The sequence below is a fragment of the Corallococcus sp. CA047B genome (assembly GCF_003612065.1).
Classification (GTDB): domain Bacteria; phylum Myxococcota; class Myxococcia; order Myxococcales; family Myxococcaceae; genus Corallococcus; species Corallococcus praedator.
On sequence record NZ_RAWD01000051.1, the window covers coordinates 1 to 22,519 of the forward strand.

At 68.2% G+C, this 22,519-nt stretch carries 19 protein-coding genes; 16 read left to right on the forward strand and 3 right to left on the reverse strand.

What is annotated here, in order from left to right; all coding sequences use genetic code 11:
* Positions 1 to 202: 202 nt before the first annotated feature.
* Positions 203 to 2,677, reverse strand: coding sequence for a GH25 family lysozyme (locus D7X74_RS11260; protein ID WP_120532938.1), 2,475 nt, complete (start codon positions 2,675 to 2,677; stop codon positions 203 to 205).
* Between the two features lie 191 nt (positions 2,678 to 2,868).
* A complete protein-coding gene (locus D7X74_RS11265) occupies positions 2,869 to 3,795 on the reverse strand; it encodes a hypothetical protein (RefSeq protein ID WP_147446541.1) in 927 nt (308 codons plus the stop codon).
* Between the two features lie 270 nt (positions 3,796 to 4,065).
* Between D7X74_RS11265 and D7X74_RS11270 the strand changes: the two genes are divergently transcribed.
* The 16 genes from D7X74_RS11270 (at position 4,066) to D7X74_RS11345 (ending at position 20,708) form a co-directional block, all read left to right on the forward strand.
* The gene (locus D7X74_RS11270; protein WP_120532940.1) at positions 4,066 to 6,345 is read left to right on the forward strand and encodes a kelch repeat-containing protein; all 2,280 of its coding nucleotides are present in this window, start codon (positions 4,066 to 4,068) and stop codon (positions 6,343 to 6,345) included.
* Between the two features lie 323 nt (positions 6,346 to 6,668).
* The gene (locus D7X74_RS11275; protein ID WP_120532941.1) at positions 6,669 to 7,133 is read left to right on the forward strand and encodes a DUF4150 domain-containing protein; all 465 of its coding nucleotides are present in this window, start codon (positions 6,669 to 6,671) and stop codon (positions 7,131 to 7,133) included.
* Positions 7,134 to 7,146: 13 nt separating this feature from the next.
* Complete coding sequence (locus D7X74_RS42965) at positions 7,147 to 7,299, forward strand: hypothetical protein (RefSeq protein WP_158620304.1); 153 nt, start codon at positions 7,147 to 7,149, stop codon at positions 7,297 to 7,299.
* Positions 7,283 to 9,787 (forward strand): TIGR02270 family protein, encoded by a 2,505-nt coding sequence (locus D7X74_RS11280; RefSeq protein ID WP_120532942.1) that lies wholly within the window; start codon positions 7,283 to 7,285, stop codon positions 9,785 to 9,787. The genes D7X74_RS42965 and D7X74_RS11280 overlap by 17 nt, the downstream gene beginning before the upstream one ends.
* A gap of 14 nt (positions 9,788 to 9,801) precedes the next feature.
* Positions 9,802 to 10,449 (forward strand): AHH domain-containing protein, encoded by a 648-nt coding sequence (locus tag D7X74_RS11285; protein ID WP_120532943.1) that lies wholly within the window; start codon positions 9,802 to 9,804, stop codon positions 10,447 to 10,449.
* Between the two features lie 24 nt (positions 10,450 to 10,473).
* Complete coding sequence (locus D7X74_RS11290) at positions 10,474 to 11,061, forward strand: imm11 family protein (protein WP_120532944.1); 588 nt, start codon at positions 10,474 to 10,476, stop codon at positions 11,059 to 11,061.
* Positions 11,062 to 11,133: 72 nt separating this feature from the next.
* Positions 11,134 to 11,850 carry an immunity 49 family protein gene (locus D7X74_RS11295; protein ID WP_158620305.1) on the forward strand — a complete coding sequence of 239 codons (717 nt, stop codon included), beginning with the start codon at positions 11,134 to 11,136 and terminating at the stop codon, positions 11,848 to 11,850.
* 108 nt (positions 11,851 to 11,958) lie between these two features.
* Positions 11,959 to 12,240, forward strand: a complete 282-nt coding sequence (locus tag D7X74_RS11300) for a hypothetical protein (protein WP_147444223.1) — start codon at positions 11,959 to 11,961, stop codon at positions 12,238 to 12,240.
* A gap of 193 nt (positions 12,241 to 12,433) precedes the next feature.
* Positions 12,434 to 13,219 carry an endonuclease/exonuclease/phosphatase family protein gene (locus D7X74_RS11305; protein ID WP_120532947.1) on the forward strand — a complete coding sequence of 262 codons (786 nt, stop codon included), beginning with the start codon at positions 12,434 to 12,436 and terminating at the stop codon, positions 13,217 to 13,219.
* Between the two features lie 1,057 nt (positions 13,220 to 14,276).
* The gene (locus D7X74_RS11315; protein WP_120532949.1) at positions 14,277 to 15,320 is read left to right on the forward strand and encodes a DUF2169 domain-containing protein; all 1,044 of its coding nucleotides are present in this window, start codon (positions 14,277 to 14,279) and stop codon (positions 15,318 to 15,320) included.
* A 113-nt stretch (positions 15,321 to 15,433) separates the two neighbouring features.
* Positions 15,434 to 15,898, forward strand: a complete 465-nt coding sequence (locus D7X74_RS11320; RefSeq protein ID WP_120532950.1) for a DUF4150 domain-containing protein — start codon at positions 15,434 to 15,436, stop codon at positions 15,896 to 15,898.
* Positions 15,899 to 15,913: 15 nt separating this feature from the next.
* Positions 15,914 to 17,209 carry a TIGR02270 family protein gene (locus D7X74_RS11325; RefSeq protein ID WP_120532951.1) on the forward strand — a complete coding sequence of 432 codons (1,296 nt, stop codon included), beginning with the start codon at positions 15,914 to 15,916 and terminating at the stop codon, positions 17,207 to 17,209.
* Entirely contained in the window at positions 17,206 to 18,414 is a 1,209-nt protein-coding gene (locus D7X74_RS11330) for a hypothetical protein (RefSeq protein ID WP_147446542.1), read from the forward strand. The genes D7X74_RS11325 and D7X74_RS11330 overlap by 4 nt, the downstream gene beginning before the upstream one ends.
* On the forward strand, positions 18,411 to 19,271 hold the full coding sequence (locus D7X74_RS11335) for an AHH domain-containing protein (protein WP_120532953.1): 861 nt from the start codon (positions 18,411 to 18,413) through the stop codon (positions 19,269 to 19,271). The genes D7X74_RS11330 and D7X74_RS11335 overlap by 4 nt, the downstream gene beginning before the upstream one ends.
* Positions 19,272 to 19,276: 5 nt before the next feature.
* Entirely contained in the window at positions 19,277 to 19,870 is a 594-nt protein-coding gene (locus tag D7X74_RS11340; RefSeq protein ID WP_233595352.1) for an imm11 family protein, read from the forward strand.
* Positions 19,871 to 19,883: 13 nt separating this feature from the next.
* A complete protein-coding gene (locus D7X74_RS11345; protein ID WP_158620306.1) occupies positions 19,884 to 20,708 on the forward strand; it encodes an immunity 49 family protein in 825 nt (274 codons plus the stop codon).
* A 245-nt stretch (positions 20,709 to 20,953) separates the two neighbouring features.
* Here the strand turns inward: D7X74_RS11345 and D7X74_RS11350 are convergent, their stop codons facing one another.
* Positions 20,954 to 22,201: a glycosyltransferase family 4 protein gene (locus D7X74_RS11350; RefSeq protein WP_147446543.1), complete on the reverse strand. Its 1,248-nt coding sequence runs from the start codon at positions 22,199 to 22,201 to the stop codon at positions 20,954 to 20,956.
* Between the last annotated feature and the right edge of the window lie 318 nt (positions 22,202 to 22,519).

Genomic DNA, 22,519 nt, shown 5'->3' on the forward strand with positions numbered 1-22,519 from the left:
TCCTCAGGCTGAACAGCGTCGTCTGCTGCTTGGGCCGTCCTCGCATCACTCCCTCCGAGGCGCGGAGGACACCACGCCTCAGTGCGGGGTGTCGATCCCTCGGAGGGGTTTCTCAACAGCCTGCTAGGTGCGGAACCTGTGTCTGTCTTTCCACACGGCTCTCCCGGCGGATGGGAGGGGGCCTGGGGCAGGGGAGCTGGCGTCAGTCCAGGAGGTTCGCCAGGCCCGCGTACGTGTTGGGGCCGGGGAGGCCGTCGAGCGGCCCGGTGTAGCCACCCCGGTGCGCCAGGGACTGGAGCACCTTGTAGGTGTTCGTTCCGGGAACTCCGTCGAGGGGCCCCGTGTACCCGGCGCCGCTCAAGAAGGTCTGGAGGCCTCGCCACGAGTTCACGCCCATGGCTCCATCCGAAGGGCCCATGTACCCGCCCAGGCGCGCCACCCGCTGGAGCGCCGCGTACGACTGGGGGCCCATGGCGCCGTCAATGGGACCCGTGTACCCGAAGCCCCGCAGCACGGTCTGCACGCCCTTCCAGGACTGGGTGCCCATGACACCGTCGGTGGGGCCCGTGTAGCCGCCCTTCGCGGCGAAGCGTTGGAGCGCCGCGTACGACAGGGTGCCCATGACGCCATCCACGGGTCCTGAATACGCATAGCCACCGAGGTCCTGCTGGACGCCCTTCCACGTGTTCGTCCCGGGAACGCCATCCACCGCGCCGGTATACCCGCCCGCGCTGGCAATCCGTTGCAGCGTCACGCCCTGGGCCTGGGTGACAGGCGGCACGGGGCCGGAGGACCCGTCCAGGTACGCCTGGATGCCATTGTAGGTATTGGGCCCGGGGATGCCATCAATGGGGCCCGTGTAGCCACCGTCCTGGGCCAGCAACTGCAATCCCTTGAAGGTGTTGAGGCCCGGGGCGCCGTCAGCGGGCCCCGCGTAGTAACCCAGCTCGCGCAGGACCTTCTGGACGCCCATCCAGCTCTGCGCCCCCGGAATGCCATCGAGGGGGCCGGTAGAGCCGCCCCGGCGCGCCAGCTTCTGCAGGATGATTCCCTGCGGGACGGTGATGATGGGGGCTCCTCCGCCCACGCTCCCTCCGGGGATGGCCGTCGGCGGAGGCGGCGTCGCGCCCAGCGGGGGCTGGGCCAGTCCGGCGAACGCGGACAGCTTCGCGACATTCAGGTCGAGGGGAATCCCGTTCTGGTTTCCGGACGACGTGTACTGGTGGATCTCCCACGTCGGATAGGCCGTCCCCACGGACGGGTTGCCCGGCGTGCCCGTGTAATGGGCAATCCAGAGCTTCGAGCCCAAGGCCCGCGTCTGGGTCCAGGCGTTGGCCTGGAGCAGGCTCGAGTACGTGTACAGGAACGGGGCCTTTCCCAGACGCGTCTTGATTGCCTGCATGAAGCTCGCGGTCATGGAGTCGTTCCAGAAGATGCCGTTGTCGATGGCCTCGTTGTCGAGCACCAGCAGGTCGCCTGGGCGGTGGTCATACAGGTGGTCCGCGAAGTATTGGGCGTCACCGGAGGGGTTGTACGAGCCCGCCATCCAGTAATGCCCCACCAGGAGCCCGGCCGCGCGAGCCCGGGCCACCTGCTGGGCGTAGTAGGGCGCGACGTAGAGGGGCGAGACATTGGAGCCGCCGGCCTTGACGATGGCGAACTGGTAGCCGGCGCTCCGGATGGCATTGAAATCCAGGTCCCGCTGCGTCGTGCCAACGTCAATCCCATACACGCCGCTCATCCCCGAAGGAGGAGGCGTCCCGGGGTCCTGGGCCAGCCAGGTGTTGAGCCCCGCGTAGGTGTTCGGACCCGGGAAGCCATCCACGGGGCCCGTGTATCCGCCGAGCTGGGCGAGTCGCTGGACTCCCTTCCAGGTGTTCTCACCCGGCAGGCCGTCGATGGGGCCGGAGTAGAACCCCTTGCCGGCGAGGACCGTCTGGATGCCCTTCCAGGTATTGACCCCGGGCACACCGTCCACCGCGCCCGTGTAGCCGCCCCGCTGGGCCACACGCTGGAGGACCTTCCCCTCGTCGATGCTGACCTGGATTCCTCCGGAGCCTCCGCCGCTGCCGGTGCCTCCGCCGCTGCCGGTGCCGAGCACGTTGCGGATGAGCGGCGCGGGGTCGCTGACGTTCTCGCCAAACGCGCAGCGGTCCGTGGTGCCCCGGGTCATGTGGAGGTGGGACCCGCTCCACGCCGAGCCATGGTCATCTCCGGAGCCCGCCACATAGGCGATGATGTCTCCCTGCTGGACGGAATCGCCCACCGCGAAGCGCGTCCGGATGACGTGGGCATACCCGGAGAAGTCACCGGGGGCGGACTCCACCGCGATGGTGTGACCCACGACGGAGGAGTACTGGACGCGGCGGACGATGCCCGAGCGGAGGGCGGGGATGGCCTGGCCCGCGCCCGCGGGGAGGTCGAGCCCCCGGTGGCCCGCGGGGCCGTAGTAGGGCCCCGTGACGCCGAAGCGGGTGCCCCACCGGGCTTCCGCGTAGAAGGCCTGCACGTTGGCCGGTGCGAGGGCCTGCGCTTCCTGGGCCACCCCATCAGGGCTCCCAGAGCCCTCCGGCTCCAGGCCTCCACAGGCCGTCAGGACGACGAGGCCCCACAGCAGCTTCAGAGGGGATGAGGCGAGGCGTTGGATGAAGCTCCCTGGACGGGCTCGGGTGTGCATGTGGCTCCCTGAAGGTAAACAGGCTTTTCTGGCCTAGCCTGTTTGTCTGGTGTCAGGGGAGATTGACGCGGGTACAGTAGAAAGGCCTGAACACATCAGAGGTCACCATGACAGATGAGCTTCACATTCATGGAGACTGGCGAACCTGTGGCTGACTGTTTCCGTGGCTGAGCCCGTGCTCCCTTTCTGGCTCAGAGCGCCTTGACGTAGCCCGAGACTTTCGGATTGCAGGCGCCCGTTTTCTTCAGCGCGGCCTCGGCTGCTGTCTTTTCCGGGTGGATCCCCGTCACGATGAACAGTCCCGGCGTCAGGCGCTTGAATGGCTTGCTTTCGAGCACCAGGAACCCGCTCGCGCAGGCCTGCTGCAACTGCGCGCCGTCGCGGTACGCAATCGCCTCCTGGGCTGTCTTGAAGCTTCCGATGATGGCCGCGTAGCGCTCGGGCCGGTGCCGGAACTCCTTCACCGCTTTGCGTCCAGCGGCATCCCAGCGGTAGGCATCGAGCTTCCACTGGTCGGGCTCGCCGCTCTCCTTGTCGGCGGAGAGAAACGCATACTCCCTGTAGAAGCCCTCGACGGGTGATCCCGGCGCCAGCGGGTATGGGCCGACGTGGGAGGTCTCGGGACCCGCGAAGTTCTCATCCCCGTTCCAGGCTTCCGTCACCCCGCCGTCCTTGACCGCGTAGAGGCGGTGCCGACGATGGACATGCTCGAACCCGCTCTGCTGGGTGACGAGGAGTCCCCACTCGCCGGCCTCCAGCCGTACCGGCTGGACGGAGGTCGTGACGCTCTGCTCCTCCTCGCCCGAGGTCCAGCTCCCGGAGGAAGCGGTCCCTCGGGATTCCTTCCGGAGCCCGTGAGCCATGCCGTCGGGCAGCCTCGCCTTGCGCGTCCCGTCCGTCCCTTCGCTCAGCTCGAGTTCGAGCCGGCAGGTGTCGCCCGCCTCGCGGCAGCCTGTGGCGCGCAGGACATACATCGCTTCGCTCTTTTCGCTCGCCTTGAAGCGCATGAGCTCGAGACCGTCCTGAGCCGGAGGCGCGGCGCTGAGCACCCGAGGAATGACCGCGCCCAGGAGCACGATGAACACCGAACCCAGCGCGGACCGATTTCCAAAACCCATCTTCCCTGTCTCCCTGATTCCGGCCTCACCGGCGTGCGCTAGAGGATCTCACACCGGCCGCGCCTGCCTCCACGACTTCCCATCCACTGACAGCACCCAAGCAAGCGTCCGCATTCGTCTGGCGAGCGACGGCGCATCAGCTGCTGGGGTGATGTCCAGAGCCGCCTCCCATTGACAATACTCCTCGCCGTCTTTGTCATCGAGGAGCAAGGGGCTTCCTCATCCTTCAGCAATCTGCTGCGAGGAATTGGCAATGCGGGAGGCTGCCTCATGAAAAAAGCATTCACTCCGTTGATGCTCGCGCTCACAGTGTCGCTGCTTGCGGGCTGCTCTGATTCCTCCAGGGATTCCGGCTCGGTCCGGTTTGCTGTCTCCGCCAGCCAGGCCCTCGCCTCCGACATCGCTCGCGTCTCGGTCACCTCGAGCGCGGCGGACATCCCCACGGTGACCGTGGACCTGGCTGCTACCAACGGCGTGTGGGGCGGCATCATTGGCAACATCCCCGCGGGCTCCAATCGCTCCTTCCTGGCCCAGGCCTTCGACTCCTCCGGCATCCTGCTCTTCGAAGGGTCCGCCACGGGAGTCACCATCACCGCCAACCAGAGCACCCTGGTCGCCATCACGCTTCAGCAGCTCCACCCTCCGCCTCCCTTCGACAACGAGGCTCCCCTCATTGACTCCCTGGTGGCCTCCTCCACCTCCGTGGCCGAGGGTGGCTCCATCTCCCTGACCGCCACCGCGCATGATCCCAATCCGGGCGATACCCTCTCCTACGCCTGGAGCGCGACCGCGGGCTCTTTCTCCGCTCCCTCGGCTGCCACCACTTCATGGACCGCGCCTGCCTCCACGGGCATTCAAACCCTGACCCTGACCGTGACGGACTCGCGCGGCCTGTCCTCCAGCGTCGTGCTGGCTGTCAACGTCACCTCTGGCGGCGAGGGAGATGCGACCCTGTCCATCTCCTTCAACAGTTCCCCCGTGGTGGCCGCTCTCAGTGCCAGCCCCACGTACCTGGCCGTCGGGCAGACGACTTCTGTCTCCACCTCGGCTTCCGACCCGGACGGTGACAGCCTCTCCTATTCCTGGAGCGCCTCCTGTGCCGGCACCTGGGCCCAGGCCTCCTCCCGCTCGGCTTACTTCACGCCTTCGGTCCTGCCCGCCGGTGCCTGTAACAACTGCAGTCTGACCGTCACGGTCTCCGATGGGCGAGGCGGACAGAACACTGGCACCGTCGCGCTGTGTGTCAGCAACACGCCTCCGGCCAACCACTTCAACCCTGTCATCATCCGCTCCTACCGCTCCTCGGACACGGCCTCACCGGGCCAGGAGCTCACCTACGAGGTGGTGGCCAGCGATCCGGAAGGTTCCTCCCTCGCCTTCTCCTGGGAGGCCAATACCGGCGCGCTTGGCACGCCGGCCAGCGACGCCTCCCACAGCCGCATCACCTGGACGGCTCCCTCCTGTGTCAGCACTCCCCCTTCCATCACCGCCACCGTCACCAATGCCTTCCACCTGACCGCCACCCGCACCTTCACCGTGACGGGGCTGCCGGCCTGTACGGGGAGTTGGGCGTTGACGGGCTCCCTGGAGGGTCCTCGCTCCGGCCATCAGGCAGCGCTGCTGCCCGACGGCAAGGTGCTCGTCATGGGGGGAACTCGAACGGATACCGAATTCCTCGCGACGGCGGAGGTGTACGACCCGTCCACGGGGACCTGGAGCCCGACCGGCTCCATGGCTGATGCGCGTTGGCAGCACACGGCGACGGTGCTGCCCGATGGCAAGGTCCTCGTCGTAGGGGGACTCGATTCCACCGTCTTTCTCGCGACGGCGGAGGTGTACGACCCGGCCACGGGCACCTGGAGCCCCACTGGCTCCATGGAGGATCGTCGCTCCGGCCATACGGCGACGCTGCTGCCCGATGGCAGGGTCCTCGTCGCGGGGGGCATCAGCGATATCGGCGGGCCCCTGAAGGTGGAGGTGTACGACCCGTCCACGGGGACCTGGAGCCAGACCGGCTCCATGGCCGCAACGCGGTGGGCCCACACAGCGACGCTGCTGTCCAATGGCAAGGTCCTCGTCGCAGGGGGAGCGGGTCCCCCCGCTCAGGAGACGGCGGAGGTGTACGACCCGGCCACGGGGACCTGGAGCCCCACCGGCTCCATGACCGAAGCTCGTTTCTTCCACACGGCGACGCTGCTGCCTGATGGCAGGGTGCTCGTCACGGGAGGATTGGACATCTTCGCCTCCGCCCTCGCGACGGCGGAGGTGTACGACCCGGCCACGGGCACCTGGAGCGCTGTCGGCTCCATGGCCGAGACTCGCGCCCTCCACACGGCGACGCTGCTGCCCGATGGCAAGGTGCTCGTCGTGTCGGGACAGGTGCCGCAATTGTACGACCCGGCCACGAACACCTGGAGCCCTGCCGGCTCCCTGGTCGAACCTCGCTCGGACCATTCCGCGACACTGCTGCCCAATGGGCAGGTCCTCATCGCAGGGGGATGGGGGAGCGCCGGCCTTCGGCTCGCAACGGCGGAGCTGTACACGCCCTGAACGCTGGGAAGGCTGACGTGGCAGCGCGCTGGTCGCACGTCAGCCTTCGCTACTTCCGGCAGCGCTCGAAGTCGCGGATGGGCACGGGTCAGCCAGCGTTCCGCTATTTGCTGTGCATCCGGAGCGCCAGATGTAGCCGCTCGTGCCCATTTCGTCGACCGCTCCCTGGCGCTTTGAGCAGGAGGAGGGGAGCACGACGCATCAGGCGCAAGAGTGTGTTGGGGCTGGCGGGTATGGCCAAGGGCATGAGAAGCGACCATGAACCGGGTCCCTTTCCATGGGTCCTGGTGTGGTATGCTGTCATTCTCGCGGAGGTCGAGCCCATGCCTGTCAATACCGGTGTGAACAGGATGTCCGTGGTGACGAAGGACTCTGGGGGCGTCACCGTGGCCTTCCCGGACGTTTGCAAGACGCCCAGCCCGGCCGGGCCAGTGCCCATTCCCTATCCCAATGTCGCCCAATCCTCGGACACTGACAACGGCACCAAGAGGGTGTCCGTGGCCGGCAACCCGGTGTGCGTCAAGGACTCCCACTTCAAGACGAGCACCGGCGACGAGGCAGGCACCGCCGGCGGTGGCGTCGCCTCCAGCAAGACCAAGGGCAAGGCCGAATTCGTCAACTTCTCCTTTGACGTCCAGTTCGAGGGTAAAAGCGTGGCACGCGCCCTGGACCTGATGCTCCACAATGACAAGAACACGCCCCCCGTTCCTCTCTTTCAAGGTCCGGTCATGGCCATGAGCGGGAGCACGGAGAAGCCCGTCTGCCCCATTTGCAAGGACCACTACTGATGGACGGCGAGTCGTGCTCACGGCCTGGGATGAAATCGTTCTGCGCTGTGGTCAGTCGATCATCGTCTTGCGCCGGAATGGGCAGCTGAGCATTCGCGGGCTTCAGGTCGAAACGCGCGCTACGGGGCTCAGCCGCATCAAGGGCGGTAATGTCCAGATCAACTGAATCCACCAAAACTGCCCTGACGGACATCCAGCGGAACGTCTGTGCTCGGCACCTGGATGAGGCGGCCTTTCTCTGGACCCAGTGGGAGTCCTCGCTCGACTCCCCGGTGCTGACCCTCGGCGAGCTGCATGACGTCGACGAGCGTCGGCTCCTGGCGCACCTCGACGCGCTGGTGCTGGGTGGGGATGGCGTGCGCAAGGAGCTCATCACCCCGGCGCTTGCGAGCGGGGATCCAGAGCTCGTCACGGTCGCCGCGCTGGTGCTGCTCGCCATGCCTCCAGAGGATGCATCCGCGCTGCGCGAGGTGATGGATGCGCTCGTAGAAGGTGGGCCTGACCTGCGCCCATGCCTCCAGCGCGCCTTGCAGCTCCGTGCCGAGCCCGCCTGGGTTCCGGCCGTCCAGACGCTGCTCCAACAGGACGACCCGGCGCTCGTGGCAACGGCCCTGGAGGTCCTGGCCTTCTGGGACGCGGACGCAGGCCCCGCGCTCCCCTCCTTGCTGGCCCACCCAGCGCCTGAAGTCACTGCCGCGGCCCTGCGCGCGGCGCGAGTTGCTCCCGGGCGGGTGATGTCGGCACCGGTGATTCGTGCGCTGGACTCCTCCCACTCGGAAGTCCGTGACGAGGCGCTCATCACCGGCAGTGCGCTGGGCCTTGAGCCGGCCTTCACCGAGTGCCGGCAGCTCGCCTCCCACTCGAATGCCCACAGCCGCACCGCGATGCTGCTGCTGGCCATGGGCGGAGAGGCCGTGAACGTGCGGCTCCTGCTGGAGCAGCTCGGCAGGCCGGGAGCCAAGGCCGACGCGCTCTGGGCGCTGGGGTTCAGCGGTCGCAGGGAGGCGGCGGAGGCTTGTCTGGAGCTGCTCGATACCGCGGAGCTGGATGGGCTCGCGGCGGAGGCATTCCGCGCCATCACCGGGCTCCCCCTGGAGGGTGTGTTCCTACGCCCCGAGCCCGAGGATGACGAGGACGCGCCGCGCCCCCATGCGCCCGCGCTGCCGCGCGCCGATTCCGACCGAGTCCGGCGCTGGTGGCAAGAGGCCGAACACCGGCTGAAGCCCCAAGGGCGCTACTTGCTGGGCCAGCCCCTGGGGGGCGCATGGCTGCTCGAATCCTTCGAGCTTGTGCCCCTGAGACGGCGCCACGCCATGGCCCTGGAGGTGGCGCTGCGCGGGCGGGGGGCCTTCCCCATCCAGACACGGGCGTCTACCCACCTCCAGCGCGCCCAGCTCCGCGCGGCGGTTGCATCCGCCCGGCAGTGGAACCTGGAGAGCCCCTTCCGGACTCTGTCCACTCCATGGAGGGCGAGCGGTGCGCGCCCGGCCTCCACCCCTCGGCTCCCGGTACGCCGCCAGGAGCCATTGCTCTCCGCCGAGGGGCTTGCCGTCACCAGCATGGGATTGGTGTCGGCCTTGGGCGAGGACGCGGCGGGCAGCTGCGCCGCCGGTCGCGCAGCGTTGCTACGCATCCAGGAACTGGAGGAGGCCTACGTCTTCGACCCGGCCTCTCGCGAGGAGACGCCCGCCTACGGCCACAGCGTGCCCTGGGTGACGCGCGGCTTTACCGGGCTGGGACGGCTGGTGGCGCTGGGGGCCTCGGGCCTGCGCAGCCTCCAGCGCGCGAGCGGCCAGGATGACTGGGAGAAAGTCGCGCTGCTCGTGACGACCCACGGCGGGGTCCATGCTCGGCTGCACGCGGAGCAGGAAGGAGCGACTCCTGCGGAAGCGGTTTCCCTCCAGACGCAGCTCCAGCAGTCCCTCATCCCGCGAATGCTCAAGACCCTGGGAGTTCGTCAGGCCCCCCGGGTACAGAAGGTCTTCCTGGGGGAGGCCGGCTTCTTCCAGGCGCTCCATGAGGCGGCGGAGCTGCTGCGGCAGGGGCGCGTCGAGCAGTGCATCGTGGGCGGCATGGACAGCCTCGTCGAGCCCGAGATGGTGCGGCGGTTGGATGCGCTGAGATTGCTCAAGAGTCCGTCCAATCCGGTGGGCTTCGTGCCCGGAGAGGCGGCGGCCTTCCTGCGCGTGGAAGCACCGGGCGCGGCGCTCCAACGCAAGGCGCCCATCGAGGCCCTGCTGGCTTCCCCCCGGCGCCAGGTCGAGCCGTTCCACCGGAAGTCTGGCCAACCCGCCCTTGGGGTGGCGCTCGCAAGCTGCATCGGCGCCACGCTGGGTTCGGCGCGGGGGAATGACTCGCAAGTGGGACTGGTCATCGCGGGCTTGAACGGTGACGCCTACCGTGCGCAGGACTGGGGCCACGCGCTCATCCGGTTGAGGGGGGAGGGCTTGTTGGAAGCCGGCGTCCCCGAGTGGTACCCGGCCTTCCCTTTCGGTGAGGCAGGCGCCGCCATGGGGCCACTCGGAGTGGCCATGGCAGCCCGCGGTTTCGCGCGGGCGTATGCGCCCCCCGGAACGACGCTGCTGTGGGTGGGCAGCGATACGGGCGAGCGGGGTGCACTGTGCATCCACGCGCCTTCAGTCCTTCATTCCTGACGCGAGGTGCTGCCATGGCCGACAAGCAACACGTCCGAGCACTCTGGAAGAAGCCAGACCACGAGAAGGAGGAGGGCTGCATCAGCAGCCACGAGTACAAGTATTGGAAGCCCCAGTACCCGACCTGCGCCTACCGGGTGAATGGCTACCGGGAGATTGTCGGCAATCCGGCCAAGCTGCGGCTGTACATGAAGAAGCCCGCGTGGGCCTTTAGCGGGAAGAACTACACCACTGAGGGCGAACCCTTCAAACATCAGTACCACCACATCATGCCCAGTGGGGTGCTCCGGGCCAGCCTGACGAATGACGAACTCTCCATCCTCCAGGCCTCCCGCTACAACATCAACGAGGGCGTCAATCTCATCATCCTGCCGTACCTTGATCCGGATGCGCTGGTGCTAGGCCTGCCGGCGCACGTCGGCTACCACAAGGAGTACAGCGACGACTGCAACAAGATCATCTCCCAGATGAAGCGGGACATCTCCAAGCTGACCGAGGATGGCAAGCACGACATCACGGACGCCAACGTGGACTGCTTCCGGGTCTTCCTCCGCCGCTGGGAGCAGGAGGAGTTCTGGGTCATCGTGGAGTATGGACAGGAGGAGGCTCAGCAGGGGCTGATTCCCCGCATGAACGACGGTATGGTCCCGATGGCGTTCTAGCGCCCTCCCCGAGACGACGAGCCCATGTCCAAGTACTTCATCATGACCACCAGGCGCCATGACGACTTCACCGCCATCATGACGTACCCACGGGCCATGACGTACATCCACAAGCCTTCGTACGGCATCCGCATGGGGGCTGATTACAAGGAGGCCTACCCGTTCGAGATGGACCCCGAGAGCACGGGCCTGAGGATCGCCGACATCATCCACAACACGGTGGGCTATCTGATGGTGTCAGCCCGGATGAAGGCGTTCCTGGAGCAGCACGTGAAGGCGGAGATTGAGTTTCTGCGCTTCACCCTGATGAACCACAAGGGCCGCATCGAGAGCGACGACTGCCATATCGTGAACGTCATCGGGGCCCACGACTGGCTCGACATGGGAAAGACGGAAGGGCAGAGACATCCTTTGGAGCAGGACCGCTTCACGCGGCTGAAGCGGCTCGTCCTTCATGAGGATAGGATCGCCCCGGACGCCAACCTCTTCCGAGTGTCCCCCGCGCCGGGGCTGATCCTGGTCCGCGAGGACCTCAAGGCCCAGATAGAAGCCGCGGGTTTCACCGGGCCCGCCTTCCTCGAAGCCGGCACACCCATCAGACTGGTGCTCTGAGTTCTGGGTATGGATCCCCTGGCACGAGCGCAGCACAATTACAGCTTTCACTTGAACAGGACGCTGCAGGCCGTGATTCGCCCGGAAGGGGCCACGGCGCAGGAACTGGCCACGCTCAGCTTCGCCTGGCGCATCCTGGCCCTGTGCTCATTGCTTCAAGACGCGGACACGGACACCTTTGCCCTGCGGCTGCGCAAGTCCGCCCAGGCGAGGCTCGCCCTGCTGATGCTGGCGGAGCGAACGTCCGTGGAGCCCCGGTTCCTGTGCTGCAGCAAGGACCTGGGCTTTGGCGCGGCCCTGGCCGCCGGAGACCTGGAACTGGCGACTGCCATCGCGGCCCGCTCCCCCAAGCACCACTTCCAGGGCGTGGAGTACGAGGACGACTTCCTCTTCTTCCACCTGCTTCACCGGATGCTTCTTGCTCCCGAGGACCTGGATGGGCAGGCGCGGCTGCTAGGCCGCTGGAGGCAGGTGGAAAAGGGCCAGCCCAGCGCCAAGTTCGAACTCACCAAGGCGCTCGTCGAGAAGGACGCCGGGCGGTTCCCAGCGGCGTTCACGGCACTGCTTGAGGTCCGCCAGCAGAAGCTCCGGGAGTACTCGCAGCGCCTTGGCTTCGACCCAGAGCTAAACGCTACCGAGGGCAAGGTTTCTGTCGACGGGCTCGCCATCCTTCGTCTGGCGGAGCTCCACGGGCTGCCGACCCAGTCCAGCTACGACTTCATTCCGGCCCTCGCGCAAGTCATCCCCGGGGGCCCGGCGATTCCCGAGAACGCCTGGTGCAAGCCCTGAAGTCCATCCGGACCACCTCCCGGAAAGCCCTCGCGCCTCAATGGCGATGCGCAGTGGATGCAGAGGGAATCGAACTTGCCGCCTGGCACTCACAGGCGGCGCACGGCCGTGGGGATGCTGTCCTACGGCCCGATGCCGGGGCGCGTGCTTGAAAACACCCGCGCCCAGATCGCGCTCATGCGTCCCGACCCGCAGACGACCGCGATGCGGCAAATCGTGGCCGAGTTGCTGATCACCTACCGATCAAGGGGCCGCGTGGGTGTCGCGGGTGCGTGTGGTGAAGGCCCCCGGGGTGCGCTCGATGCGGTACGCCCCGATGGCTGCATCGCGTGGGCTGGGCGCGACGGCGGACCGCACCCCGCACTGGAGCGCTGGTTCTCGGCCCCCTGACGGTCCGTGTTCGCATGACGACCCGTGCCCCCAATCAGGCGAGGATGGGGGGCGGCCCGCCTCGCCCCCTCCGCACCAAGGCCCTCATCCCGCCTATACTTGCGGCGCCCCGGGTCCTGCTGGCGGTGGCAGCGCACCGGGTGTTCGCAACGGCCAGGGGTGAATCCAGCTGGCGGACCGGGAGAACCTACCGATGGCGATAGATCTGCGAATTGCCTCGTACAACCTCCTGGCGGACGCCTACATCAAGCCCGAGTGGTTCCCGCACACGCCCGCGGACGTCCTCCAGCCGCGGAGGCGCCAGGAGGCATTGGCCCGCCGGATCGCGGGGTTGGACGCGGACATCGTCTGCCTGCAGGAGGTGGAGCCCGACCGCTTCGCCGCGCTCCAGAAGGCGCTGGAGCCGTACGGGTACGCGGGCGTGCTGGCCCTGAAGCAGCAGGGCCGGCCCGACGGCTGCGCGGTGTTCCACCGCCGGGCGCGGTGCCTCGGCCACCGGGCCCATTACTTCAGGGACCGGCTGGAGGACGGGCGCATCTCGGGGCATCTGGCGCTGGTCCTGGACTTCGACGCCGGGGGGGACCGGCTGCGCGTGGCGTGCACGCACCTGCGCTGGGACCGGCCGGACAGGCCCGTGGAGCAGCACCAGGGGATGCAACAGGCTGGTGAGCTGATCGAGGAACTGGTCCAGCGGGACCCGGAGGCCCAGTGGGTCGTGTGCGGCGACTTCAACGCGCAGCCCGGGGAGCCGCTGGTCCGGGCGTTCGCGGCGGCCGGTCTGCTCGATGCCCATGAGGGGCGGCACCAGCCGACCTGCAACGCGAACGGCAGGGCCAAGGCGATCGACTTCATCTTTCACTCACGTGCGCTGCAGGCGCAGCCGGATCGGCTGCCGGAGCTGGACGACCGGACGCCAATGCCGTCGGAGACCGAGCCTTCCGATCACCTGCCGATCGCCGCGCGGCTGCTGCGCGCCTGAGCGCTGGGGAAGGTCGCACCTGCGGCTCCATCCGCGTCGACTTGGAGGCGTACCGCGTGGTCGACTTGTTGCCCGACCCCTCGGCACCGACTGTCATTGCATGACTGCGCAAGCGTCAACCGTGTACGCCTGTGCGGATATCTGAGCACGGTTCCACGCCGTTCAGACTTGGATTGAGCCTCGGCAGTCTGTTCGCCTGCACTCCTGTGTGCGGGGTAGGATGCTCCGGCCGCACGGCACCCACCTCAGAGGACACATGAAGCCATCGCGACTGAAGCAGACGATTCCTGGACTTGCCTTGATCATCGGCATCTTGGCGGGCACGGCCCTGGCCATGGTTCCCGGCTCGGCGCCGGAGACGACCGAACCGCAGGTGACCCCTGTCAGGATGATTTGTTCGCGCAGCTGCAAGCCGTGCTCGGTCCAGGCTGAATGTGGCCAGAATGAGGGCTCCTGCGGTGTCTGGCGCTGTACCCAGCCGTAGACGCCGAAGCGGGCTCCGAATGAGCCTCCGAGTCCTTGGACTCGGAGGCTTGTTCAATTGGAATGTGAATGGCTCTGTGTACGGGAGCAAGGCTTCATTGAACGGGCCCGACTGACGGGACCGCTCAGGGCTTCGGCACGAAGGACTTCAGCGGAGAGACGGGGGAGAGGGCGGTGTGCTCGTTCGGCTTCGCGATGGCTCAGCCCGTAAGTCAGGCGGAACACCACGGGCAGACTCGCGGTGAGGAAGTCGAACAGGGTGTAGCCCCGGCCCGCGGATTGGTTCCTTCGCGGGTCCCCCCGCAGGTAGACGACATCGAAGGTGTCCTGGGGATTGAGCTTCATCGCTCCCAGGCGCGTGGCGGGGCTGTACCTGCTCTACGTGATGATGAGCTGGCGGCCCCCGTAGGGAGTGGCGCACGACGTGGCCTGCATTGCGCCGGTGCTGGCGGCCTCTGGTGGGGCCGTGCGCGGTGGCTGGGAATGCAGGGGCCCATGGACACCTGGGCGCGCTGCTACACTGCCGCCTTCCGCCCGAGCGGCCCGGCCCCCGGGCCCGGCGAGACAGAGCGCCATGGGACACCCAATCCTCAAGAACGAAACCCCGTTCACCTTTGAGTTCACGGGCCTCTCGGACGAGGAGGGGCGGCCTCTGCTGCTGCTTGTGGTGAAGGCCTCCTACGCCATCGGTGACGCAGGGCTGACGCTCGCGAAGGAGCAGCTCGCCGTGAGCTGGGGAGGCGAGGCCTGGGGCAAGCCTGGCGAGTCCAGCGACAAGTACGAGCCGGAGGGGGCCTTCATCAAGCCCGCTACGGACGTCGTGCTCCTCGGCCATGCTCACGCGCCGCACACGGGTGCCACGGAGGTGCTGGTGGCGCTCCAGGTGGGGCCGCTGAAGAAGGCGGTGCGCGTGGTGGGCGAGCGTACCTGGTTCAGGAGCATGGGCCGGGTGGCCGCGACGAAGCCCCTGTCCTTCGAGAAGCTGCCGCTCACCTGGGAGCGCGCCTTCGGTGGGTGGGACCGCACGGATCCGGCCAGGCCCGCCTTCGAGCCGCACAACCCCGTGGGCACGGGCTTTCGCGCCAACCCGCGCCACTTCGAGGAAGGGTTGAAGCTGCCCAACCTGGAGGACCCGGCGGAGCCGCTGCGCGAGTTCGGCCAGCGGGTGACACCCGTGGGCTTCGGCTTCACGTCGCCGCACTGGCAGCCGCGTGCGAAGTACGCGGGCACCTATGACGAGGCGTGGACCAAGACGCGCAAGCCCCTGCTGCCGAAGGACTTCGACCGGCGCTTTTTCAATGCCGCGGCCCCCGGGCTCATCGCGCCCGGCTACCTGAAGGGGGACGAGCCCGTGGTCATCGCGGGTGCCTCGCCTCGGGGTCGGCTCGCCTTCACGCTCCCCGGTCAGCCCACCCCCGTCGTCACGGTGCGGCTGGGCGGCGGCGCGGACATGACCCCCGAGTTGCGTCTGGACACCGTCATCCTCGACCTCGACGCGGAGCAGGTGTTGCTGCTGTGGCGTGGGCATATCCCGCTGGGGGAGGGGCTCCATGACGTGCGCGCCCTGCGAGTCACCGCCGAGGGCGTTTCCCGGCCCGGCCGGAAGAGGCCGGCCTGAGCGGGGAGGTGGGCACTCCGGGGCTGATGCCGAGGGCCGGACGGATGCGCCACCGGGTGCTCGCGCCGCGTGGCCCCGACGCGGTATCCTGCCTTCTGGGGGAGGTCGTCGTCATGCCCGTCAATACCGGTGTGAACAAGATGTCCGTGGTCACCAAGGACAGCGGAGGTGTCACCACCGCCTTCCCGGATGTGTGCAAGACGCCTGGCCCCGCCGGGCCTGTCCCCATTCCATACCCCAACGTCGCGCAGTCCTCGGACACCGACAAGGGCACCAAGAAGGTGTCCGTGGCCGGCAACCCGGTGTGCGTCAAGGACTCCAACTTCAAGACGAGCACCGGCGACGAGGCCGGCACCGCTGGCGGCGGCGTGGCCTCCAGCAAGACCAAGGGCAAGGCCGAGTTCGTCAGCTTCTCCTTCGACGTGAAGTTCGAGGGCAAGAACGTGGCGCGCGCCCTCGACCTGATGCTCCACAACGACAAGAACACGCCTCCCTTCCCCCTGGTGCAGGGGCCTGTCGTCGCCAGCAGTGACACCGAAGACAAGCCCAAGTGTGGCGTGTGCAAGAAGCACATCTGAGAGGCGCGGTGGTGGATGCGCGCGGAACTCGTCATCAACTGGGAGAACTACGAGGAGCATCTCGACGAGGCTGCGTTCCTCTGGAGCCAGTGGGAGCGATCGCTGGTGGCTCCCGACTACGTGCTGGCGGAGACCCTCTCGGATGAGGAGCGCCTGCTCGCGCGCCTGGATGCGCTGCGGCTCGGAGGCGCTCCGGTGGCCACGCGGCTGCTCGTGCCGGCGCTGGAGTCGGACGAGGCGGAGCGGGTCGCCGCAGCCGCGCATCTGCTGCTGACCGAGGACGTCCCCGCCGGAGGCGGCGAGGCGGTACGCGCGGCGCTCGAGACAGCGGCACCTCCCGTCCTGGCTGCCCTGGGCCGGGCGCTGGAGCTGCTCGAGCCCCGTGCCCTTCCCGACTGGGTGGTGGCCCTGCTGGACCACCAAGAGCCCCACCTGCGGGCTCTGAGCCTGGGCGTGCTGTGCGCGCACGGTATGGACCCGGGGCCGGGGCTGGCGCACCTGCTTCGGCACGAACATCCCCAGGTGCTGGCCGCGGCCCTGCGCGCCAGTGGACGGCTCCGGCTCCGGCCAGACCCGGAGGTCCTCCCGCGCGCCCTGGCCTCTCCTGCTCCCGAGGTGCGGGATGCGGCCATCGAGACGGGACTGCTGCAGGGGCAGCACGCCGCATGGGCCGCCTGCCAGAAGGCGGTGATGGAGCGAGCCCCGCGGTTGCGCCTGCCCGCGCTGCTGCTGGCCCTGGGCGGGGACGTGCGGGACCTGGAACACGTGCGTGGTCTGCTCACCTTGCCAGAGCACCTTCCCGACGCGCTGTGGGCCCTGGGCTTCAGCGGCCGCGTCTCCGGCGCCGAGGCCTGTCTGGACTGGTTGGAAACCGAGGCCGTGGCTCCCCTGGCGGCCGAGGCCTTCTGCGCCATCACCGGACTGCGCCTGGAAGGCCCCTTCGTCGCCACCTCGACCGAGCCCCCCGACGCGGAGGAGGGCGGGCTCGACGAGGACCTGTCGCTCAAGCCCGAGCGCGCGCTGCCTCTGCCCCAGCCCGGCGCGGTGGCTGCGTGGTGGTCCGAGAACCGCAAGCACTTCCAGCCCGTGCGCCGCTACCTGTACGGCAGTCCCTTCACCGCGGAGGCACTGCGGGAAGCCCTGTGGGAGGCCCCCATGCGGCGCCGGCACGCGCTGGCGCTGGAGCTGACGCTGCGCAGCCGCGGCACCTGGTGGCCGCCGACGCGGGCCTTCAGCACCCGGCAGTTCGCGGCGCTGCGGGCCCTGCCCGAGACGTTCGGCCGTGCCTTCGCCGAGGGGCCCCTCGCATGACGCCAGCCGTTTCTCGTGCCCAGGTGCAACTGCCTCGGGGCATCGCCATCACCGGCCTGGGCATGGTGTCGGCCATCGGGCTGGACGTCATCTCCAGCTGTGCCTCCGCTCGCGCGGGGCTGAGCCGGCGCTCGGAGCTCGCGCTGGAGGAATCCGACGTCGACACGCTGGAGACCGTGCCCCTGAGGGGCCACGTGGTCCAGGGCGCCACCAACGGTTTTGACGGCTTCGCCCGCCTGCTCCGGCTGGGGGAGCTGGCCCTGGGGGACCTTCTCGGGCAGTCCGGACTGCGGGACGAGCACCTGTCGAGGACCGGCCTCGTGCTGAACCTACCGGGTGACTTCTACGAGTCGACCCATCTGCGGGCCGGCCTCGCCACGGTCCCCTCAGAGGAAGAGGCGGCCGAGCAACAGGAGCTGCTCGCCGAGGTCCGCGATGCCCGGGAGCGACTGAAGCAGCGCATGCCCCGGGAGCTGCTCGCGCTGCACTCGCTGGCGCTTCCCGCTCAGGCCCAGGCCTGCTTCACCGGCGGCGCCGCGACCTTCATGAGCGGCCTTGCGCAGGCGGTGCAGTGGTTGCAGACGCGCGCCCTGGACCGGTGCCTCGTCGGCGGCATCGACTCCTTCGTCCATGGCGAGCCCCTCACCCAAGTCCATGAGCTGGGGCTCACCCGCGGGGTCGGGGCCGTCACCGGTTTCTTCCCGGGAGAGGCCTCCGCGTTCGTGCTGCTGGAGCGGGTGGACGCCGCGCGCGCGCGCGGAGCCGCCATCCACGGCCTGCTGGGTCCCCATGCCGCCACGCGGGAGAAGCAGCACCGCTTCTTGACTCCTCCGCCGCTCGGGGCGGCGCTCTTCGACGCCATGGCCGCCTGTCTCACGGTCTCCGCTCCGCCCGCCCGCGACGTGGGGCGGGTCATCGTCAACATCAACGGGGACAACATTCGGGCCCGGGACTTCGGCACGGCCCTGGTCCGCCTCGCCGACGCGAAGCTCCCCTCGACCTTCCCGCAGTGGTACCCGCCCGAGCACTGCGGCGAGATAGGCGCCGCGACAGGCGCCGCCTCCATCTGCATGGGCGTCCGGGGCTTCGCCCGGAACTACGCCGGGACCCAGGACATCCTGGTGGCCCTGCTGGATGATGATGAGAACAGGGGCGCCTTCATCCTGGAATCGCCCCTCTCCCAGCCCCGCGAGGGAGTGCCATGAGCGAGCAGGCGAAGAGCAAGAAGGATCATATCGAGGAGCTCAAGAGCCACGAGTCGCACAAGGATGGCGAGAGCGAGGGGTGCGTCACCCGTTGCAAGTGGGAGAAGGAGACGTACGCGAATGGGGGCTTCCGGTGGAAGTGCGCTGTCCCCGGGCACGACCACCGGGAGAATGGCCTCAAGTACCATCTGGCCAATGACTCGGCTTGGTACAACCTCGATTTCTCCATTGAGGGGCCCGCCCGGGCCCGGTTCCTGCGCGAGCGCAAGTTCGGCACCCTCGTCCTCAAGGCCAAGAAGCCGGACCCCAGCCATCCCCGGGCCAAGGCGACGTGGTGGATGAAGGGCAGCGGAGGGAACTTCAAGAGCAAGAGCAAACCCTGGGCGTTCAACGCGCACCACATCATCCCGATGGGCTCTTTGCACAACGCCTTCTTCAAGCTGGACGATGGAGCGGGCAAGCTGCTCCTCCTCCAGCAGGCCAAATACAATATCAACCGTGGCCTCAACATCATCTTCCTGCCCGTGACCGAGGTCTACGCGCGCCTGTACGAACTGCCGGCTCACCTCAGCGCGCCGACCGCCAATGGCAAGAGCAGCAACAACCATGATGCCTACAACCGGTTGGTCGAGACCCAGCTCGACACCATCACCGACTTCCTGCGCGAGGCTGATGCCCAGGGGGAGGACCACCCGGCACTGACGCCGGAGAACCTCGCCGGGCTGAAGACAGAACTCGACAACTTCTCGCTCCGCATGCGCGAGAGCCTCAGGCACCTGGGGGGCGCGCGCAGCAAGGCCAACGAGCTTCGTGAGTCTGGCGACTTCCTCTCCCACTCCATCGACCTCGTCGACTGAATCCCATGCACGACTACTTCATCCTCGACACCACCAACGAACCTGAGCACTGCTCCATCGGCCCCCTGCCCGATCAGCTTGCCAAGCAGAAGTGGCGCATCGTGAAGGGCCAGCCCATGGGAGAGCACCACCCGGCACGGGCCCGGCTGGACATGGACAAGCGCTATCCGGGGCTCGTCGTCCCTGATCTCATCAGCAACACCTTCCACCTGTACATCATCAGCCACCGGCTCAGGCTCTTGCTGCTGGCCGAGCTGAAGGACCAGGCCGAGGGCGAGTTCCTCCCGGTCTCCATCTACAACCACAAGGGGCGCGTCGCCGAGGAGGACTACTCCATCGCCAACATCTTCCGGGCGGTGGAGTGCGTCGACCGGAGCCGGTCGGAGTTCACCGAGTCCGCAATCAAACCGGGGCAGATTTCCATCCTGAATCGCCTCCAGCTGGACCCCGAGCGCATCCCTCCCGAGCCGCGGCTCTTCCGCCTCAAGGAGAAGCCCGCCCTCCTCATCATCCGGGGCGACCTGCGTGCCCGGCTGGAAGAGGCGGGCATCACCGGCGCCAACTATGTGGGCATGGGCGACAAGTGCATGTTCGTTTGAAGGCGCCCAGCGAATGACGCCCCTCAGCTCCTCGGCCCTGGAGACCGTCCGCGCCAACGCCCTCTACCTGTTGAGAGAGGCGCTGGAGAGCATCCGCGCCCAGGACGCCTACGAGCAAAGCGGCAGGCCCTATGTCGAGGTGGCCTGGTTCTACCGGCGCGTGGGCCTGTGCGAGCTGCTCTCGGAGGCGCGGACGGACCGGTTCTTCGTCTACCTGTGCAAGTCCGCTCAGGCCCGGCTGCACCTCCTACAGCGCGCAGCCGGAGGCCGGCCCGCGCAGAGGCAGCACACCTGCGCCAGCAAGAACTTCTCCTTCATGGACGCGCTCGCCGCCGGGCAGCTCGAGCTGGCCTCAAGACTGGCCCGCCTGACCACGGACCGCCACGAGCCCTCCCTCGAGTACGAGGAGGACTTCCTGCTCCACCACTTCCTGCACCGGCTGACGCTCGGCGCCCCGGCGGCGGAGGCGTCCGAACTGCGCCCGCTGCTGGCCCGTTGGGAAGCGGTGCTCCAGGGCGACGTCACCTGCCACCTGGCGCTCTGCCAGGCCCTGCTCACGCGTGACGCGAAGCGGTTCCATCGCGCCCTGGCGGATGCCATTGCCCAGCGCGCGGTGACCTTCAAGGAGCGAAAGAGTGACGGAGGGCCGCAGGATGTCGTGCTGACCGAGCCCCATGTCTATGTCACGGGGCTCGCCCTGCTGCGGCTCGCGGAGCTGCGGGGGATGGAGACGTTCCGCGAGTATCCCACGCTCCCCCGGTTGGCCCGCGTCCCCCTGGCCCTCGCGCCGCCTCCCGAGGACTCCTGGCTGAGTCCCGGCCTGGGCGTGCCTCCCTGAGGCTGGACGCGCTGCTGGAGGCGCCCCGAGGCAGCCCGGCCTCTTATCGAAACCCACGTGGACGGCAGACAAAGGTTGAGTTTGATTCTACTTGATCAGGTTTGAGAGGGGCACACTGGGGGCACATGATGAAAACGAGGGCAAAGAAAAGCCCAGCAACCCTTTAAGATTGCTGGGCTTCTCGGGATGGCGGCGGAGGGAATCGAACCCTCGTCCGAATGCCAGGGCCTTCGGACGAAGCGGCGTTACTGGACGATGTGGGTGCCCACGGCCTTCTTCATGTTCCCGGTCGTCACCGAGGCGCTCTGGTAGATCTCCCCCAGGCTCGCGCCAATGCCTTCCCACGCGAAGGACTCCGCCAGCCGGCGGGCGTTCATCGCGAGCCTCTTGCACAGGTCCGGATCATTGCGCAGCCGGCGCAAGGCGTCGGCGAACTCCTGCGGGGACTCGGCGAGCAGCACGTCCTGGCCCTCCACCATGGGCAGGCCCTCCACCGCGAGGCGCGTGGCCACCACCGGCACTCCGGCCGCCGCCGCTTCCAGCACCTTGAGCCGCGTGCCGCTGCCCGCGCGCAGCGGGATGGCCGTCGCCAGCGCGCGCGCCAGGTGCGGCGCCACGGACGGCACCGAGCCCGTCACCACCAGCCGCTCGTTCTCCAGCGCTCGCACGGACGCGGACGGGCTGCGGCCCACCACCATGAGCCTGCCCGGCGCCAGCTCCGACGACACCAGCGGCCACACCTCCCGGGCCAGCCGCAGCACCGCGTCCTCGTTGGGCCACCAGTCCATGGAGCCCACGAAGACCAGGTCGTTGCCCGCCTTCTCCGCGGGCACGAAGTCCGGCAGCTTCACGCCGTTGGGCACCACATGCACCTGCTTCGCCCCCAGGGCGCGCAGCTGCGCGGCGTCCACCTCCGAACACGCGAGCACGGAGTCCGCCTGGCTCACGCACTCGCGCTCCAGCCGCTCCACGCGGTTGAACTGCCAGCGCAGGAAGGGACGCAGGGGCGCCGCGCTCAGGGGCGCCATCCGCGCGAGCAGCTGGCTCTCCACGTTGTGCTCGTCGATGACCAGGTGCGCGGACGGGTTCAGCTCCCTCGCCAGCGGCAGGAGCTGCGCCATGTGCAGGTGGTCGAAGTGGATGATGTCGAACGGGCCCCGTTCCCCCATCACGCGGCGGAAGGTCTCCTGGAGGCGCTGGCGCGTGTAGCGCACATAGGTGAGCGGCGTGCCCCGCAAGAAGGCCCGGGTGCTGCTCAGCGTCTCAGCGGGTGCGACGCGCGGCATGTCCACCAGGTGCAGGCGCGAGGCGGGAACGCCCAGCTCCCCCAGCCAGCGGGTGAAGCCCTGGGCGTCGTTCCCCGGACGGTGCAGCGCCAGCACGTCCAGCGAGAAGCGCGAGGCGAGGGCGCGCACCAGCTCCAACGTGCGCAGGGTGCCGCCCGTATCCGAGGGCAGCGGAACATAGGGAAGGATGGCGAGAACGCGTCGCACGGTAGAGGCCAGGCCCACTTCAGGAGACAGGTGGATGTGGCCACGGGCTCCTCACCGCGGCCACTGGCTTGGTAAGCACCCGGGTGCAAGCGGCCCAGGGGCGCGGGCCGTTTTTCTGTCAATGGCGAACAGATGCCACGTCCGGAATGCACCGCGCTACCGCACCGCGTCGCCCCACCGACGCCCTGGCGCCTCCAGGTCGCGGCTCAGGAGGTGGTGCGGACGACGCCCATGCGCTCCCACCACGTCCATGGACAGGAGGGGAGATGGGCAGGCGCCGCGCGTCGCCAGAGTGCTCGAAAAGGCGCTCCGTTTCCG

Bases quoted from the DNA above. Each gene is read 5' to 3' on its own strand.
- D7X74_RS11270 (WP_120532940.1), top strand. From the start codon at position 4,066: ATGAAAAAAGCATTCACTCCGTTGATGCTCGCGCTCACAGTGTCGCTG.
- D7X74_RS11325 (WP_120532951.1), top strand. From the start codon at position 15,914: ATGCGCGCGGAACTCGTCATCAACTGGGAGAACTACGAGGAGCATCTC.
- D7X74_RS11265 (WP_147446541.1), bottom strand. From the start codon at position 3,795: ATGGGTTTTGGAAATCGGTCCGCGCTGGGTTCGGTGTTCATCGTGCTC.
- D7X74_RS11305 (WP_120532947.1), top strand. From the start codon at position 12,434: ATGGCGATAGATCTGCGAATTGCCTCGTACAACCTCCTGGCGGACGCC.
- D7X74_RS11275 (WP_120532941.1), top strand. From the start codon at position 6,669: ATGCCTGTCAATACCGGTGTGAACAGGATGTCCGTGGTGACGAAGGAC.
- D7X74_RS11340 (WP_233595352.1), top strand. From the start codon at position 19,277: ATGCACGACTACTTCATCCTCGACACCACCAACGAACCTGAGCACTGC.
- D7X74_RS11320 (WP_120532950.1), top strand. From the start codon at position 15,434: ATGCCCGTCAATACCGGTGTGAACAAGATGTCCGTGGTCACCAAGGAC.
- D7X74_RS11335 (WP_120532953.1), top strand. From the start codon at position 18,411: ATGAGCGAGCAGGCGAAGAGCAAGAAGGATCATATCGAGGAGCTCAAG.
- D7X74_RS11285 (WP_120532943.1), top strand. From the start codon at position 9,802: ATGGCCGACAAGCAACACGTCCGAGCACTCTGGAAGAAGCCAGACCAC.
- D7X74_RS11290 (WP_120532944.1), top strand. From the start codon at position 10,474: ATGTCCAAGTACTTCATCATGACCACCAGGCGCCATGACGACTTCACC.
- D7X74_RS11280 (WP_120532942.1), top strand. From the start codon at position 7,283: ATGTCCAGATCAACTGAATCCACCAAAACTGCCCTGACGGACATCCAG.
- D7X74_RS11260 (WP_120532938.1), bottom strand. From the start codon at position 2,677: ATGCACACCCGAGCCCGTCCAGGGAGCTTCATCCAACGCCTCGCCTCA.
- D7X74_RS11315 (WP_120532949.1), top strand. From the start codon at position 14,277: ATGGGACACCCAATCCTCAAGAACGAAACCCCGTTCACCTTTGAGTTC.
- D7X74_RS11345 (WP_158620306.1), top strand. From the start codon at position 19,884: ATGACGCCCCTCAGCTCCTCGGCCCTGGAGACCGTCCGCGCCAACGCC.
- D7X74_RS11330 (WP_147446542.1), top strand. From the start codon at position 17,206: ATGACGCCAGCCGTTTCTCGTGCCCAGGTGCAACTGCCTCGGGGCATC.